Origin of the sequence: Mycobacterium sp., from assembly GCF_965230835.1 — a bacterium.
Taxonomy (GTDB): domain Bacteria; phylum Actinomycetota; class Actinomycetes; order Mycobacteriales; family Mycobacteriaceae; genus Mycobacterium.
The window spans coordinates 1,011,343-1,027,804 of the sequence record NZ_CBDDLW010000002.1 but is presented as its reverse complement, the minus strand read 5'-3'; the positions used below and the strand labels follow the sequence as shown (position 1 = coordinate 1,027,804).

The 16,462-nt window shown below is 62.5% G+C and carries 15 protein-coding genes, 1 other RNA gene and 1 pseudogene; 10 read left to right on the top strand and 7 right to left on the bottom strand.

Annotated elements, in window-relative coordinates; translation table 11 throughout:
• Window positions 1-410: 410 nt before the first annotated feature.
• Entirely contained in the window at window positions 411-653 is a 243-nt protein-coding gene (locus tag ACO07W_RS05230; RefSeq protein ID WP_421841380.1) for a hypothetical protein, read from the bottom strand.
• A gap of 151 nt (window positions 654-804) precedes the next feature.
• On the opposite strand from ACO07W_RS05230, the gene ACO07W_RS05225 reads away from it, so the two are divergent.
• The 3 genes from ACO07W_RS05225 to ACO07W_RS05215 all read left to right on the top strand — a co-directional run bounded on the left by ACO07W_RS05225 (window position 805) and on the right by ACO07W_RS05215 (window position 4,410).
• Window positions 805-2,181: a flavin monoamine oxidase family protein gene (locus tag ACO07W_RS05225; protein ID WP_421841378.1), complete on the top strand. Its 1,377-nt coding sequence runs from the start codon at window positions 805-807 to the stop codon at window positions 2,179-2,181.
• A 446-nt stretch (window positions 2,182-2,627) separates the two neighbouring features.
• Window positions 2,628-4,205: a sodium bicarbonate transporter family protein gene (locus ACO07W_RS05220; RefSeq protein WP_421841376.1), complete on the top strand. Its 1,578-nt coding sequence runs from the start codon at window positions 2,628-2,630 to the stop codon at window positions 4,203-4,205.
• Window positions 4,177-4,410 carry a hypothetical protein gene (locus tag ACO07W_RS05215; RefSeq protein ID WP_421846176.1) on the top strand — a complete coding sequence of 78 codons (234 nt, stop codon included), beginning with the start codon at window positions 4,177-4,179 and terminating at the stop codon, window positions 4,408-4,410. The genes ACO07W_RS05220 and ACO07W_RS05215 overlap by 29 nt, the downstream gene beginning before the upstream one ends.
• 382 nt (window positions 4,411-4,792) lie before the next feature.
• Here the strand turns inward: ACO07W_RS05215 and ACO07W_RS05210 are convergent.
• Window positions 4,793-4,907 (bottom strand): annotated as a pseudogene (locus ACO07W_RS05210) (hypothetical protein); the annotation flags it as partial.
• A 196-nt stretch (window positions 4,908-5,103) separates the two neighbouring features.
• Window positions 5,104-5,982 (bottom strand): universal stress protein, encoded by an 879-nt coding sequence (locus tag ACO07W_RS05205; RefSeq protein ID WP_421841374.1) that lies wholly within the window; start codon window positions 5,980-5,982, stop codon window positions 5,104-5,106.
• 120 nt (window positions 5,983-6,102) lie between these two features.
• On the opposite strand from ACO07W_RS05205, the gene ACO07W_RS05200 reads away from it, so the two are divergent.
• The 5 genes from ACO07W_RS05200 to ACO07W_RS05180 all read left to right on the top strand — a co-directional run bounded on the left by ACO07W_RS05200 (window position 6,103) and on the right by ACO07W_RS05180 (window position 10,221).
• Entirely contained in the window at window positions 6,103-6,432 is a 330-nt protein-coding gene (locus tag ACO07W_RS05200) for a hypothetical protein (protein ID WP_421841372.1), read from the top strand.
• Between the two features lie 268 nt (window positions 6,433-6,700).
• The gene (locus ACO07W_RS05195) at window positions 6,701-7,975 is read left to right on the top strand and encodes an IS256 family transposase (RefSeq protein ID WP_421840071.1); all 1,275 of its coding nucleotides are present in this window, start codon (window positions 6,701-6,703) and stop codon (window positions 7,973-7,975) included.
• A 114-nt stretch (window positions 7,976-8,089) separates the two neighbouring features.
• Window positions 8,090-8,457: a transfer-messenger RNA gene (ssrA, locus tag ACO07W_RS05190) on the top strand.
• A gap of 82 nt (window positions 8,458-8,539) precedes the next feature.
• Entirely contained in the window at window positions 8,540-9,634 is a 1,095-nt protein-coding gene (locus ACO07W_RS05185) for a tyrosine-type recombinase/integrase (protein ID WP_421841370.1), read from the top strand.
• A complete protein-coding gene (locus tag ACO07W_RS05180) occupies window positions 9,631-10,221 on the top strand; it encodes a hypothetical protein (RefSeq protein WP_421841368.1) in 591 nt (196 codons plus the stop codon). The genes ACO07W_RS05185 and ACO07W_RS05180 overlap by 4 nt, the downstream gene beginning before the upstream one ends.
• Window positions 10,222-10,262: 41 nt before the next feature.
• Here ACO07W_RS05180 and ACO07W_RS05175 read toward each other — a convergent pair whose 3' ends face one another.
• The 4 genes from ACO07W_RS05175 to ACO07W_RS05160 all read right to left on the bottom strand — a co-directional run bounded on the left by ACO07W_RS05175 (window position 10,263) and on the right by ACO07W_RS05160 (window position 14,651).
• Window positions 10,263-10,748: an ankyrin repeat domain-containing protein gene (locus ACO07W_RS05175; RefSeq protein ID WP_421841366.1), complete on the bottom strand. Its 486-nt coding sequence runs from the start codon at window positions 10,746-10,748 to the stop codon at window positions 10,263-10,265.
• Complete coding sequence (locus tag ACO07W_RS05170; RefSeq protein ID WP_421841364.1) at window positions 10,745-12,049, bottom strand: GH-E family nuclease; 1,305 nt, start codon at window positions 12,047-12,049, stop codon at window positions 10,745-10,747. Before ACO07W_RS05170 ends, ACO07W_RS05175 begins: the two co-directional genes overlap by 4 nt.
• Before the next feature lie 156 nt (window positions 12,050-12,205).
• Window positions 12,206-13,480 carry an IS256 family transposase gene (locus ACO07W_RS05165; protein ID WP_421845816.1) on the bottom strand — a complete coding sequence of 425 codons (1,275 nt, stop codon included), beginning with the start codon at window positions 13,478-13,480 and terminating at the stop codon, window positions 12,206-12,208.
• A gap of 460 nt (window positions 13,481-13,940) precedes the next feature.
• Entirely contained in the window at window positions 13,941-14,651 is a 711-nt protein-coding gene (locus tag ACO07W_RS05160; protein WP_421841362.1) for a TetR/AcrR family transcriptional regulator, read from the bottom strand.
• 159 nt (window positions 14,652-14,810) lie between these two features.
• Here ACO07W_RS05160 and ACO07W_RS05155 point away from each other — a divergent pair, with 159 nt between their 5' ends.
• Window positions 14,811-15,287, top strand: coding sequence for a hypothetical protein (locus ACO07W_RS05155; RefSeq protein WP_421841360.1), 477 nt, complete (start codon window positions 14,811-14,813; stop codon window positions 15,285-15,287).
• 198 nt (window positions 15,288-15,485) lie between these two features.
• Window positions 15,486-16,415, top strand: coding sequence for a DUF808 domain-containing protein (locus tag ACO07W_RS05150; RefSeq protein WP_421841358.1), 930 nt, complete (start codon window positions 15,486-15,488; stop codon window positions 16,413-16,415).
• Window positions 16,416-16,462 lie beyond the last annotated feature (47 nt).

Here is a 16,462-nt window from a genome sequence, read left to right as displayed (position 1 = left end):
CCAATTCACCAACATGGAACGCCGGTGGGGCAGTGGCAAAAAGCGCCCCAGCGGTGACTGCCATCGAGCGTGTGCGCGAAACCAGGGATCTGTTGTTGTTTGCCGTTAGCTAGCTGGGCGGTGATGTCGGGGTGACTGACATCGCAGGAACGAGTGGGATCGCTGGCACCACAGTTGGCGCTGGTTCGGCGGGTACTACCGGCTCCGCGGTTGTCCCGGTCTGCGTCGGCGGTGGAGATTCGGTGCTGGTTTGTGCTGCGGCGATGGGAGCACAGATAACCGCCGCGGTGGCACCACCGGCCATTAGGTATCGGAATCGTTTCGTCATGCCTACCTCCCGTTGTTGTCCTGGCAGTCGACAGTACGGTTCGCTCGTCCAATGTATCGGCCGGCTGTCGTGTCGGCTCGCGCTAGCTTTGGGCAGGCGGCATTTTTACCGATGTTGTGGATGGGTGGTAGGCGCGCAACTCGACGGGAATGATGTCGAGCACCGATGGCCCGTTGATGGTATCTACCAGTGTGTCGTCCGCGATGGACTCCAAACGAGACAGTTCTTCGATCAGGACCGCGGGTGCGCGGTCGAGCTGTTTGTCTTGTGTCCGTATGAAGGCGTCTGCACGCGGTTCGAGGGGCCTAAGCTGATGCCATGGCACGTGCCGCAGCTCCTTCTAGTCGAAGCTTTGCGGTCGCGCCCACAGCAGAAGGTCGAGAACCCGCCCTGAGCGCAGGCTGGCGCCGTCAACATCGCCACAGGTCGAGGACGTGCCAAATTGGCCCATCGGAGCCAGGCAGGGGAGGTAACGCATGCAGAATCAGGCGGGAAAGTTGACCCGAACAGTCGTCGTCGTCGGAGCCGGCTTGGCGGGCCTAACCGCCGCCCACGAACTCGAAAAGGCTGGACACCAGGTCGTAGTGATGGAAGCGCGGGATCGAGTCGGCGGCCGGGTGGTCAACCACGAGTTCGCAGACGGCAGCGTTGTCGAGTTAGGTGGCCAATGGCTCGGACCGACTCAAGATCACGCACTCTCTTTGTCCTCGGAGCTCGGTCTAGATTTGTTCGACACATTCGTCGAAGGCGAGTCGATCGGTTTTCGGGCCCCAGACAAGAAGGCCCGGTTTCGATCAACGCCGCCGTACCCGAAACTCGTTCTGGCGGAACTCTTCCTTACTCAGCGTCGTGTCGAGCGGATGGCGCGGAGTGTGCCGCTTGACGCTCCGTGGGATGCGCCGCGGGCGCAACTGTGGGACTCGATGACACTCCAAAGTTGGCTTCGCTGCAACGTCCGATTCCGCCAAACTCGCGATCTCATCTCTTTGATCGCCACGTCGGTTTTCGCCGCTGAGCCCGCGGAACTTTCGATGCTCCACTTCTTGTTTTATATACATTCGGGAGGCAGCCTGGATCGTTTGATCGACACGACAAACGGAGCACAAGAGCAGCGCGTCGTCGGCGGAACCGAGCGCCTCGCAACCGAGCTCGCGGCCCGACTCAAGACGCCGGTACGCCTATCGGCTCCGGTCGGCTCGATCTTGCAGGACAAGACAAAAGTCGAGGTGTTCACCAATCAGACTCAGGCTTTCTGCGCTGACGCAGCCGTCGTTGCGATCCCTCCTCATTTGACCGCCGGGATCACCTTTGAGCCATCCCTGCCCGGCCGGCGCGCACAACTGATTCAGAACACGCCGATGGGCGCGGTCATCAAGTGTGTTGCGGTCTACCGCCAGCCATTTTGGCGTCGGAATGGGTTGAACGGCATGTCTATTTCGCCGCAGGACCCCGTCTCAATGACGTTTGACAACTCTCCGCCCGACGGAGCGGTCGGCATGCTTGTCGGCTTTATTGAGGGCCACCGGGCGCGCGAGATCAGCGCGCTGCCGCCGGCCGACCGCCGTTGCCTCGTCATCGATCATTTCGCCAAGTGCTTCGGCCAGGAAGCCAAAAATCCTATCGACTACGCGGATAAGGACTGGTCTGTCGATGTCTGGAGTGGCGGTTGCTATGGCGCCCATATGAAACCCAGCGTATGGACGCAGCTAGGCCCGCAACTTCGCGCGCCGCATGGTCTGGTGCATTGGGCGGGAACCGAAACGGCTACCCGCTGGACCGGCTACATCGACGGAGCGATTTCGTCAGGTAAACGCGCTGCGCAAGAGGTGACGGCGAAATTGTCGACGGGGTGAACCTGCCTAGTGATACGTGGTGCGGGCGTTTGCCGAGTGTATTGACCCGACGTCGGAGCTGGACCAACCTGCTCGAAGCGCAGGTGGTGATCGGCGATTCAAACACGAGCACAACCACCGCCACCGCCACTCAGCGCTGGGCTACCGCACTCCGGCCGAGTACGCATGCGGCATGCAGGCAAACCCACCACCCCATAGCCTGGGAAATCAACTGAGTCCGAATCAACAACAACCTGGCTCTACGACCGGGTTGGTCTAGTCGAACGAATAGGTTCCACCGCAACTAGATTCGCGGTTCGCTGGGATTTCGTGAGCACAGCGTTGCCGACTTGGACGTTGTCACGGATCGGCGACCGTCAGGCGCACTCGCCCTCACCCGTTTCGGGCATCGACGACTTGTCTGAAAGTCGCTGAGAGCACCGCACTGTGTCGATTAAGGTGAATGCGTGTCAAATAATCGGAGCAGCGCCTCGGACGCCCCACAAGCGCAGGAGGTCGGCCTCCTGACCTACACTGGCCGGCTGGGCGGCGGTCTTCGGGCGGATGTGCAGCGCAAGCTGCCTTCCTACGTCAGCGACTTCAAGGACGGGCTACATTCGAAAGTCTCAGCGTCTGTAAGTTTCCTTTTTTTCGCCTGCCTTGCGAATGCTATTGCCTTCGGTGGCCTCAACAGTGTCATGACCCACGGTGAGATCGGCATCGTGGAAATGATTGTGGTAACCGCCATCGGCGGAATCCTGTTTGCGCTTTCGTCCGCCCAACCCCTGACACTGTTGGGCGGCACCGGCCCCATCGTGATCTTCACCGGCCTGCTGTACACGATGTGCCGGCGTTTCGACCTTCCCTTTTTGCCGGTCTACGCCTGGGTAGGAGTCTGGTCGGGCATTCTCATGCTCGTCCTCGTGGTGACCGATGCCAGCGCGCTCATGAAGTTCTTCACCCGCTTCGTCGACGAGATCTTCGCCGTCCTCATCGCCGTCATCTTTATCGTCGAAGCAGCGCGCTCCGTGGTGTCGCCCTTCACCGCGTCACCGCGCGACGACGCGACCGCGCTGATGACTGTGGTCCTGGCACTGGGCACATTCCTGCTGGCCCGCACCTTCAAGACTTTCCTGCAGACCAGGTATCTCCAGCGCAGGTTCCGTGAATTCGTGGCAGATTTCGGGCCCGCTATCGCCATAGCGCTGATGACAATATTCGCCTTGACGTTGTCGGACGTCAAGGTGGCGGACGTGGCCGTTCCCGACCATTTCGGCACCACCACCGGCCGGTCCTGGCTCGTCGACATGTTCTCGGTGCCCGTCTGGCTGATTGTCGCCTGCCTCGGGCCGGCTATCCTGGTCGCCGTTCTGCTGTTTCTCGACCAGAATATTACGACTCGTCTGGTCAACAGCCCTTCGCATGCCCTTCGAAAAGGTGGTGGCTATCACCTGGACTTGGCTGTCGTCAGCGTCATCACCGCGGTGTGCTCGGTGTTCGGTTTGCCCTGGATGGTGGCGGCCACCGTCCATTCCCTCAACCACGTCAAGAGTCTGGCGACCACACGACAAGACGACGATTCCGGCGCCGAGCGCATCCTGGCTGTCCGAGAAAATCGAATCTCCCCGCTCGCCATTCATATCCTGATCGCGACCTCAGTTTTCATGTTGCCGCTGATCAAGAAAATTCCGACGGAGGTACTTTTCGGCCTGTTCCTGTTCATGGGTTTCGCCACCCTCACCGGGACGGACTTCTATGCGCGGTTGAAACTGTGGTTGACGGACCGCAACCTGTACCCCAACACCCACTACGTTCGTCATGTTCCCTGGAAGGTCATCCACCTCTTTACCTTGGTCCAGCTTCTCTGTCTGGTGGTGTTGTGGATCCTCAAGAGCAGCCCGGCGGGAATCTTGTTCCCCTTGTTCATCGCGATGCTGGTGCCGTTGCGCCTCCTGCTTAACCGGTGGTTCCAGCCACAGCACCTGGCATTGCTCGACGCCGGTGAGCAAACCGACGATGTCAGAATGGGGGACTTCCGGCACTGAGATCGAGCTCGTCGACGAGCTCGATCGGGTGTTCACCACCGCCGGCGGCCCACCCACAGTGGTTGCGCATGGACAACGGGCCGGAGCTGATTTCGCAAGCGTTGCAGCAGTTCTGCGACACCAAGGTCGGGTTGACCTACATCCCACCAGGGCAGCCGTGGGATACCGGTCGACTGAATCCGAATCAACAACAACCTGGCTCTAGTTCCAACTTGTTAGATCGTTGCCAAGAGGGCGTGGTCTGCAGCCAAGCGCTTCGAGGCTTTAACCGCTGGACGTCATTCGAGTCCCGGTCAGCCCGCAAGGCTACCGGGCGCTGCGCCGTTTCGCCGACGGCATGGAGGTGCCCGCCGCACTGGCCGCACTGCTGCGGGTGCTGTCCACCGGGCATTAACGCAAAACCGATGAGGCCGAAGCAGTTTCGGTGGGTATTGCCGCAATGACGGCCACCTCGTTGAATACCGCCACGATCGATGCGGCAGTCACCGCCATGCGCGCATCGGTGGAACATCGTGACGGCCTGGCCAAGATGCGAAGCCAAACGGTCAACCGCCTGCACGTGTTGCTCACCCACCTCACACCCGCCGGCGCCCCCGGTGAGGACACAACCGCACCGGCCCGGCTGCACCTCGAAGCAATCGCGGCCTGGCCCGCCCCCAACCTGCGCTCGACCCGATCGATATCCGCCTCTACCGTGACCACTGCGCCTCCAAGCGCGAAAAGACGGCTCTGCCGCAGACTCGGCCAAGACACACCAGCTACCGCCAGCCGGCCAACTGCCCGTCGTCAACGCCGGATCGCTAGCCCCTGGTACTCAACCTGGATGCCCCCGGAACAGACATCGCGCTCTCCTCCATTCACCAGAGACGCTATTACCCGGCTCGACCGAGTCAAGCCGTTACGATGGCCTCGCCACGATCACTGGCGTATGGACGGAATGAATGACCGCGTTGCTGACCGAACCTAGCAACATGCCGGTCAAGCCACCTCGGCCGTGGCTGCCCACGACCACAAGCTGAGCCGATTCAGACTCTTCGATCAGGGCTCGACCGGGGTGATCAAGTGTGACGACTCGGTGCACGTTCACCTCGGGGTAGCGCTCTTGCCAGCGCGCGACATATTCGGCGAGGCTCTGCTCCGCTTCCGACTTCCAGTCAAGCCGAGGGCTCTGGTGCACCGCGCTGTCGCTCCACGCGTGCAGCGCGGTCAGGTCGACGCCGCGCCGCGATGCTGCATCGAACGCAATAGCCAGCGCAAGCTCCGAAGCGGGCGAACAATCGATTCCCACCAAAACCGGAGCTCGATTGGAATTCGGCAGCCTAGACGCTTCGTCGCGTATGACCGCGACCGGGCAAGTCGCGTTGCGCACCACGCCCGAACTTACTGAACCCAGCAAGACCCGCCCCACCGCGCCGCGCCCGTTACAGCCGACGACGACCATCTCTGCCTCTCCGGACAACTCGACCAGTGTCGGGATCGGGGGTGAATATTTCATTTCGCTCGCGATCGCGATCCGTTGATGCTTCGACACGGCGTCTTCCGCGATCTTGACTGCCTGCTCGAGAACTTGTTGGCCGTCGTCTTCCTGCCATAGCGCAACGCCGTCTTGCATCGACAGCTGCGGATACGTCGGCACGAATGCTCTCAACATGTGAACCAAAGTCAACCGGAGATTGCGCAGCGCCGCTTCATGTGCCGCCCAGAAGACGGCGGCGTTCGATGCCGCCGATCCATCGACTCCGACGACGATGCCATAGCGCTTAACGGTTGTCGACATCTTGTTCTCCTTGAGTCTGTACTGAAGACCCTATTCCCCGAATACTCTTCGGTCATGGGCATTTAGTCCTCAACCGAACGGCCCACAGCCCTTCGCCTCTCCACCATCAATGTCGCCGTCGTGCTCATCCTGATTGTCGCTCAAGTGCGCCACGAGGCGCTGATAGATCGAGATGTGGTGAGAGACGTCTCCCTCGCCGACGTTGGGACGGGTGCCTCGGCGGTGGCTTCTCGCGACAGGCTCGTGCGGCTCGAACAGATCAACCAACACGTTATCGACGCGGCTCGAAGCGCGTTGGCTGAACTCGGCATAGCTAATGACGACATGGCCCGAATCGAGCGGCGGAACGCCGCCGGGTACAGCTGGCCCCACGCAAGCGATACACGACAACCAGCCCGTTCGCCGAAGACGCCGGCTAACGCTGATGCGTGGATCGCTGATGGCGGCTGACCAGACCGCGACCAGGCAGGCCAAATCTTGGGCGTACCTAAGACGCGCAACGACGCACTCAACTGCGACAAAGGCGCGTCCGGTAGATCTGTGGCCGCTTAATTTCGTGATCCGATCGGGAAGGTCATTCGTTTGCCGCCGGGGTCGCGTCTCATCGCTGGTGTAAATGGTCACGGGCGTAGGTTCCGTCGCAACCGACGAAAGCTATGAAGGAGGGGCTACGCCCGTGACCAAGCGAGTATCGCCGATTGAGCGTGTGCGTGTTGAGATGGATCAGTTGTTCGCCGCGACCGAGCGGCCGTTGACCGAGATTTTGGAGGAGGTCGGGCGGTTATCGGTGCGTCTGGTGTTTCAGGTCGCCGTGGAGGCCGAGGTAGAAGCAGTGTTGGGCCGAGCCCGTCACCAGCGTCGGGTTCAGGACGGCCCGGGCGGGTACCGCAATGGGTATCAACCGCCGGCGACGGTGAAGACCACGATGGGCTCGGTCGAATTATGCCGCCCGAAACTACGCGACACCGACGAGCGGTTCTGTTCGCGGCTATTCGGTGCCGGGGTGACGCGCACCCACGCTCTGGAGGCGTTGGTGATTTCGGGATGGGTGCGCGGTTTGTCGGATCGCGACATCGAGGCCGCGTTGGCCGAGGTGCTGGGCTCGCAGGCGGCGTTGTCGCGCTCGACGGTGAGCCGGATTTGTGCGGCCATCAAAGACGAGTTCGCTGCGTGGTCGTCTCGACGCCTTGATGAGCTGGTGTTGGACTACCTGTTCTTGGATGCCTCGAACTTTCGGATGCATCCCAACGCCCCGGCCGAGCCGGTGCTGGCCGCCTGGGGCATCTGCACCGACGGCAAGCCCCTGTTTATTGGGCTGGCCCCAGCCGCAGCGGAGTCGGCTGATGCGTGGGCCGACTTCTTGGCTGACCTGAGGAACCGGGGACTACGCCCGCCGCTACTGGGCATCTCCGACGGGGCGCCGGGCCTGATCGCCGCATGGGAGACCACGTTTCCGGCAAGCCTGCGTCAGCGGTGTCTGATCCATCGCTGCCGTAACGTCATCGCCAAGACACCTGTCGCGGTCCAGGACGAGATCAAAGCCGCGTTCTGGTCGATCTTCGATGACATTGACCAGCCACCCGGCCAGCAGGCCGTGGATGAAGCCACCCGCCGCGCCGAGGAGTTCACCACCACATACCGCGGGCTCTACCCAGCCGCGGTCGCTTGCCTGGCCAACGACTTCGCCTCGCTGAGCGTGCATTTGCGCTTCCCCCGCCAACACTGGACACGCATCCGCCATTCCAACCTCATCGAACGCACCTTCGGAGAATCCCGTCGCCGGGTCAAGGTCATCGGCCGCCTACCCGGCGAAACCAGCTGTCTGTCGCTGGTATGGGCCGTCCTCGACCGCGCCAGCCGCGGCTGGCGCGGAGTCACCCAAACATCAGCGACCAGCCGCCACCTCCAAGAACTACGCCACCAACTGCTCGAGCCACCCCGCCCACTGCATCCCCCCACCACAACAACCACGACCGACACCACCGCCGCGTAACATGACCACCAGGAACATGCGCCCAGCGTTTTTACACCAGTCCTAAGACGCCACCGCCGCCGGTCGATTGCGGCGTAATATTGATAGTCCCGCCGAAGGTCGGCAGGGATGCGAGGGGCTGAACGGTTTCGACTTCGCGCATCGAATCAAGGGAAGCGTGCCGGTGCAGGCAAGAGACCACCGTAAGCGTCGTTGCAAATATATAAGCGCCGATTCACATCAGCGCGACTACGCTCTCGCTGCCTAAGCGACGGCTAGTCTGTCAGACCGGGAACGCCCTCGGCCCGGAGCCTGGCATCAGCTAGAGGGATCCACCGATGCGTTCGGTCGCGGGGCGCATCGGGACAACCACAGCGACTGGGATCGTCATCCCGGCTAGTTCGCGTGACCGGGTGATCCAAGTAGAGGCATAGCGAACTGCGCACGGAGAAGTCTTGAGGGAATGCCGTAGGACCCGGGTTCGATTCCCGGCAGCTCCACCGATAATAGCAGGTCAAACGGTAAAAATATAGACCAGGATCGTCTTTCACCACATTATTCACCACAGCGGCTACGATCCTGGCTATGGCGTCGATTCGCAGCAACGTCCGCAAGGACGGCACGACGGCGCACCGAGTGTTCTTCCGATGTCGCGGCCAGCAGACCTGCCTGACGTTCGACAACCCCGAGATGGCCGAGACGTTCCGCGTTGCAGTCGACCAACTCGGCGCCGACAAAGCGATGGAACTGCACCGGATCGACCGCGAACCGCGAGCCACAGCAGGCATGACCGTCGCCGACTGGCTCAAACACCACATCGACCACCTCACCGGCGTCGACCCCCGCACGATCGAGGACTACCGCAGCTACGTGCGCAAGGACATTGCGCCCGTGCTGGGCGCGGTGGCGCTGGGCGGTTTGACGCGCGACGACGTGAAGCGGTGGGTACAGGCCATGGAACACGGCGGCGCAAGCCCCAAGACTGTCGCCAACAAACACGGCTTCTTGTCGGCCGCGCTGGCCGGGGCGGTGGTCTCCGGTCGAATCGGCTCCAACCCGGCCGCCGGCACCCGCCTGCCCCGCGGGGAACGTCAGGAAATGGTGTTCCTCACCAAGGAAGACTTCGCGACCATACTGGCCGAAATCACCGAGCCCTGGCGTCCGCTGGTCGAGATCCTGGTCGCCTCCGGCGCGCGCTGGTCAGAGGTCACCGCGCTGCGACCCTCCGACATCGACCGTGCCCAGCACACCGTGCGGATCAGCAGGGCGTGGAAGCGCGGGGGCGGCGGGTACCGCATCGGAGCGCCCAAGACGCGCCGCTCGGTGCGAACCATCAACGTCCCGGCCACCGTGCTCGACAAACTCGACTACACCGGCGACTGGCTGTTCACAAACCCCGGGCGGGGACGTCGCGCCGCCGGCGGGCCCGTGCGGGCACCTAACTTCCGCACCAACGTGTGGTGGCCGGCCATCGAACGCTCCAAGCTCACACCACGGCCACGCATCCACGACCTGCGCCACACCTGCGCGAGCTGGCTCATCCAAGCCGGCACACCGCTAACGGTGATCCAGCGCCACCTCGGCCACGAATCCATTCAAACGACCGTCGATGTCTACGGGCACCTGGACCGGCGCAGCGCCCAGGAGGCTGCGGACGCGCTGGGGGGTTTTCTGACGTGAGCGACCATGTGATCGCCATTGTTGGCGTTGTGTTTGGGGGCATAGCTGGCATCGCGGCGATAGTTGCTGTCATCTACGCGCACCTCGCCAACAGAAAGGCCGGTGACGCCAACAAAATCGCGGACGCTGCCAAGAGCCTGGCTAAGACCGCTAACGACATCGCGGCAAGGGGGGAGGCCCGCGCAGTCGAGCGCCATGACGTGCACTGGGAGGGTGACTGGGATCCGGCGCGGCCCGGAAGGTACCTACTTCGCAAGCGTGGTCGCGATGAGGCGCGGTGTGTCAGGGCGAAGGTGTACTACGACGGTGACGAGCAGACGGCCGCGAATGAGTGCCTGACCGGGGACGGTGGTCTACTGACCTTCTGGTTCGAAGGTGCGCTGACCGACTATCAAGAGGAGTATGCCGAGCGTAGGGAACGAGACGACATTGCCGCCAGTGGCATTCCCGCTTTGTCGCCGTACATAGAATCTAGCCGCCCGGTTGCTGAAAGAGTGGAGTGGGAAACGCCGTTGGGGACTTCCAAACTCCACGAATGCCGCAGCCTGACGACTTTCGACGCGTATTTCGAAAGTCGCGGGTGGTGAAGCGCTGGCCGATAAGTTTCTTGCGCCGAACCCGATCCCAACTAGAGCAGATCGGCAAAGAGTTCCTTCTCCTCGGGCTTTCCGTAGCGCCTCACGAACCTCAGCGCGCTTCCTCCTTTGGCTGTTTCGATGGTCGGGTCGGCGCCAGATTCATGGAGCAGCCGCATGATGTTGAGGGCCGCGGGTGTGGTGTTGCGCACGGCGTTGTACAACGGTGTCTCGCCCTTGTCGTTCCTAGCATTGGCATCGGCGCCGGCGTCGAGCAGTAGACGGACGGCCTCGTGGCTTTCTCCTTTGGCCGCGAAGTGCAGCGGTGTGGAACCTGCGTCATCGGATGCGTTTACGTCTGCTCCGGCTTCAAGCAGACGTTGGGAGTTGGCTCGAATGAATTCGACTATCGCGCTGTGGTTTTCGGCTTTGAGGGCTGGATCGTCCAATGCTGCTGTGTGGTCGAGGCCGACCGGTGCGTCAATCACGGCGTAGTGCAGCGGGGTCCGCCCTTCGCGGTCACGATCGTTTACGTTCATCCTGCTTCCCTTGCTAGTTCGTACATGTGGCTCATGTTTCCCGGTGCGTCCTCGACCTGATAAAACTCGGGTCGGTTGCAGTACTCAATGAGTTGCTGGCGTGTCCAGTGTTGTTGGATAGCCATGTCGCGAATTCGCCACCACTCCTTGCCCTCAACGTGGCCGAGGTGGTAGGTCGGATCGACTGGGTAGCGGACACCATCGGCCCCCATGAAGTATTTCCCGTCCGGGGTCTTTGGCAGGTTCAATATGGTGTCCTCGTACTGCTTGGACACCGGAATCAACACGTCCTCATCGGTGGCACTGATGTAGTACGCCCCGTCGGGCGTCTTCCGGGCCGCTTCCTCAGCAGCTCTTCGGGTTCCGGCCCTGATGTAAGGCCGCGACAACAAGTCGAGGCCTTCGGTCCCCAATAGCCCGGGCGTAGTTCCCTCAGCAAGGAACAGCTGCGCACGAGCCGCCAGTAGCGGGGAAAGCTCGGCCACCGCCCGCGCCGCGTTACCGGCCGCACCGATCGCTGGCAAGCTGGAGACTTCTGCGGCGACACGAAATTCTCGGATGATTGTCGCGATCCGGGCGCCTGTCGCGGTCAAACGGGCGACGTCAACGACCTTCGATGCTCCCTCGCTAAAGCCCACTGTGAACGGAATCAGAACCAAGGCAACGATTTCGGTGACCGCCACTGTTAGACCAAGCTCGGCCATCTCGTGCAGGATCTGCGAGTGCGCCTCGTCGATTGCGTGTGCGTATTCCGAGCACGTCTTGCCGGCTGCGTCGAACCCCTCAGCGATCGACTTCAGCGAATCGCGAACCAAGGTGCAGTTGGTCGCCGCGATCGGAAACTCCGGTGACTTCTGGGCACGCACCGAGCCGATGACACCGTCGTTAGCGATATCGGCTGCAGAACGTAGCTCGCCGGCCGCCGAATGCCAGGCATCAGCAGCCGCGCGCAACTGATCCTGATGACCATTGGGCCACATTTCGCCCTGCACGTAAGCCTGGATCGTGTGCCACCAGCCCGGCACATCGCCGTGCCCGCCCTCGGCCGACGGGATCGCTGGCACCAAAAACATGGGCTTGGCAGTCGGTGGAAACGCCGGGGCATCAGGGTTGTTCATCGCCGACTGCTGGTCGGCGTTTTGATGATTGACCGCGGTAGCCGCCAACAGATCTGAGCATTGGGCCGCACCCATGATGCTGGCGGTCGCCGCTTCCATCAGGCCCGCCCTACCGCTGCGGCCACCAACCAACGCGTCGTACTTCAAGCACCAGGAATGCCCGGCATTATCGGTGCCGCCCATACCGGCAGAGTTCTTCAACACCCCGGCCAGGTGATGCACAGCTGCAGCGGCGGCGTCATAGACCTTGCCGTAAACGCGCCCAGCCTCGGCGACGACCTCTGGGTGGCGTCTTAGGACTGGTGTAAAAACGCTGGGCGCATGTTCCTGGTGGTCATGTTACGCGGCGGTGGTGTCGGTCGTGGTTGTTGTGGTGGGGGGATGCAGTGGGCAGGGTGGCTCGAGCAGTTGGTGGCGTAGTTCTTGGAGGTGGCGGCTGGTCGCTGATGTTTGGGTGACTCCGCGCCAGCCGCGGCTGGCGCGGTCGAGGACGGCCCATACCAGCGACAGACAGCTGGTTTCGCCGGGTAGGCGGCCGATGACCTTGACCCGGCGACGGGATTCTCCGAAGGTGCGTTCGATGAGGTTGGAATGGCGGATGCGTGTCCAGTGTTGGCGGGGGAAGCGCAAATGCACGCTCAGCGAGGCGAAGTCGTTGGCCAGGCAAGCGACCGCGGCTGGGTAGAGCCCGCGGTATGTGGTGGTGAACTCCTCGGCGCGGCGGGTGGCTTCATCCACGGCCTGCTGGCCGGGTGGCTGGTCAATGTCATCGAAGATCGACCAGAACGCGGCTTTGATCTCGTCCTGGACCGCGACAGGTGTCTTGGCGATGACGTTACGGCAGCGATGGATCAGACACCGCTGACGCAGGCTTGCCGGAAACGTGGTCTCCCATGCGGCGATCAGGCCCGGCGCCCCGTCGGAGATGCCCAGTAGCGGCGGGCGTAGTCCCCGGTTCCTCAGGTCAGCCAAGAAGTCGGCCCACGCATCAGCCGACTCCGCTGCGGCTGGGGCCAGCCCAATAAACAGGGGCTTGCCGTCGGTGCAGATGCCCCAGGCGGCCAGCACCGGCTCGGCCGGGGCGTTGGGATGCATCCGAAAGTTCGAGGCATCCAAGAACAGGTAGTCCAACACCAGCTCATCAAGGCGTCGAGACGACCACGCAGCGAACTCGTCTTTGATGGCCGCACAAATCCGGCTCACCGTCGAGCGCGACAACGCCGCCTGCGAGCCCAGCACCTCGGCCAACGCGGCCTCGATGTCGCGATCCGACAAACCGCGCACCCATCCCGAAATCACCAACGCCTCCAGAGCGTGGGTGCGCGTCACCCCGGCACCGAATAGCCGCGAACAGAACCGCTCGTCGGTGTCGCGTAGTTTCGGGCGGCATAATTCGACCGAGCCCATCGTGGTCTTCACCGTCGCCGGCGGTTGATACCCATTGCGGTACCCGCCCGGGCCGTCCTGAACCCGACGCTGGTGACGGGCTCGGCCCAACACTGCTTCTACCTCGGCCTCCACGGCGACCTGAAACACCAGACGCACCGATAACCGCCCGACCTCCTCCAAAATCTCGGTCAACGGCCGCTCGGTCGCGGCGAACAACTGATCCATCTCAACACGCACACGCTCAATCGGCGATACTCGCTTGGTCACGGGCGTAGCCCCTCCTTCATAGCTTTCGTCGGTTGCGACGGAACCTACGCCCGTGACCATTTACACCAGCGATGAGACGCGACCTAGGGCACCTCCTTATGCACGAAGCTCCGGAACAGACGGTCAACGATGTCATCAGATTCCTACAACGTAACGATTTTTGATCGCGAAGTGGGTATTTGGCTCCTTTAGCGGCGAGAAACCGGCAGATCTCTGGTGGTGCCGTTACGCGGAGTTTGGGGGCTCTGTGCTGCCTGCCAATGTCGTCTACCTGATGGTGGTGTCAGACGGCATCCGATCAGGCCACGATGGCTCATTTGGTCTCCGTTTCGGAGTGTTGTGGCAGTCGTTTGTCGTCATGATCCAGTCAGAGTCAGCGTGCCAGCCTCGCCGAACTCGAGCCGTATAGCCGATCCCGCTAAACGAGAGGGGCACCTTGGTCTGTGGTGCGCTTCGTCGTCGCTGCGTATCGCTCAATCGTGTCGAGGTAGGACGCAAGGATGAACCTGAAGACCGCATCAGTGTTGGGGTGGGCAATGGCAGCTACCCGGGAGAGATTGGGGAACCGTTGGGTCGCGAGCTCCGCGTAGCGGTCGCGCAGCGCCGCCCGTCCCTCGTCAGGGTTGGCGCCAAACGATGCATCGACGAATCCGAACCCAAGTATGAAGGTGAAGAGACCGTCATAAAAGTGAACAACGTCGTAATCGCTGAGGCCCGCCTCCGTCAGCGCCGCATAGCCAATTTCGAGCTGCCGGGTGCTGACGGCCGTGTCAATATTCATAGTGGTGTGCAGACTCGCCACGACGATGGTCAGTGAAGGGTAGGCGGTGAAGACCCGCCGGGCGTGTTCGGCAAGAGCGGTCAGCCGGGAGCGCCAGTCGCCAGTTAGTTCCTCTTCTGCAGGCAACATTTCCGTGACGATGCGATCGACCATCGTTGCCACAAGTTCGTCCTTGCTGCGGAAGTACCGATAGATGGCGGTTGGGTCGACCGCTAGATCTTTGCCTACCTGTCGCAGCGATAGTTTATCCAGCCCGCCGGCCTGCTCGGCCAGCCGTAGCGCTGTTGTCAAGATCAGTTCGGTGCTCAGCACTGAGCCCTGCTTGTTCTGCACCCGTTGTGTACTCACGCCTCCACTCTCTTATGCCGACCACGGTGGACGTAATCAGCATAGGTTGACTACCTTGTTGACAGAAGGGGATGACTAGGTCCGTTCAGGTAGACAGGCAAACACATTTACGATGAATTTTCGGAGGTCGTCACGGAGGCGCTGTCGGGTTTGGGAGCGTTGGCCTCGGCGGAGCCGGGGGCTCCGGCGGGGGTGGCGGGCTTGCTCGGCGGTCCCAGCGGGGCCGGGGGCACCGGCTTCGGCATCGGCGGGGCTGGGGGCTCAGGCGGCAACAATGGCCTGTTGTTCGGCAGCGGCGGGGCCGGCGGGCCTGGCAGCTGGCTTTTGAGCACCGGCGGGTTCGGTGGGATCGGCTCAACTGGCGGGGCTGGCGGGCCCGGTGGCAACGCCGGTGGGCTCGGCTTCGGCGGGTCCGGCGGCAGCGGCGGAATCAGCCAGACCGGTGACGGAGGCACCGGCGGCCAGCTATGGGGTAGCGGCGGTGCCGGCGGCACCGGTAGCGGCCCAGACGAAGGGGCTGGCGGGATGGGCGGAAACGCCATGCTCATCGGCAACGGCGGCAACGGCGGCAGCCCCGGCATTGGTGGCACTGGCGGACTCCTATTGGGCCAAAACGGGCTCAACGGGTTGCACTAGCTAAGTCCCGGCGTGCGGGCTACGTGGATCTCACCACCCAGTTCACCTGGATCCGCGACGAATTCGTCGACCTATGGCGGCACGTCGAAGAGGCAGCCAAACCCAGCAGCAGGCGGTGCGGAACCGGCTCAGGCGCGACAAGTGGCGAAAAACGGCAGGAACAGTGCGAGTACCCTGCAACGCCATGGCGGCGGCGCGATGAGCGGGGGTCTGTTCGGACTCCTGGATGACGTCGCGGCCATGGCACGGTTGGCCGCGGCCTCTGTTAACCCCCTTGGGGCCGCCGCCGGCCGTGCAACCGCGAAGGCGGCCGGGGTGGTCATAGACGACACCGCGGTGACGCCGCAATACGTGCGTGGGATCGGCGCTGAGCGCGAGTTGCCCATCGTTAAACGCATCGCGGTGGGTTCCCTGCGTAACAAGCTGCTGTTCATCCTGCCGGCCGCGATGCTGCTCAGTCAGTTTGCGCCGGTGCTGCTGACGCCGATGCTGATGCTCGGTGCCACCTACCTGTGCTACGAGGGCGCCAAGAAGGCGTGGGGAGGTATCCGCGGACATGATGCTCACACGGTGGCGCCGATCGCCGAGCGCGAAGTCGTGGCTGGTGCGATCCGTACCGACTTCATTCTGTCCACCGAGATCATGGTGATAGCCCTCAACGAGGTGGCCGAGCAGGCGTTCGTGCCACGGCTGATCGTCCTTGCCGTCGTTGCGCTGGTCATCACCGCCGCGGTGTACGGCGTCGTTGCCGTCATCGTCAAGATGGATGATGTCGGGTTAATGCTCAGCACGACGGCATCTCGATTCGGCAAGAGAATTGGCCGAGCCATGGTCGCTGGAATGCCCAAACTACTTTTCGCGATATCGGTGGTCGGGACCGCCGCCATGCTCTGGGTAGGCGGCCACATCTTGCTTGCGGGGAGCCATGATCTAGGTTGGCATGCCCCGTACGGCTGGGTTCACGGTGTCGAGGGTGAGGTCCGCCATGCCGTCGAGGCCGCCGGCGCCGTGCTGGCCTGGTTGGTCGGTACCGGGATATCCGCGCTGATCGGAGCGGTTGTCGGAGCGGCAGCCGTCGCGCTCACGCACCTGCTGCGATTCGGGCAGCGAGGTCAATTCTTCGCCTAGTGCCTTGCTAATGCCCCATTTAGTTCAGCACAGTGGGGTGGCTCTTG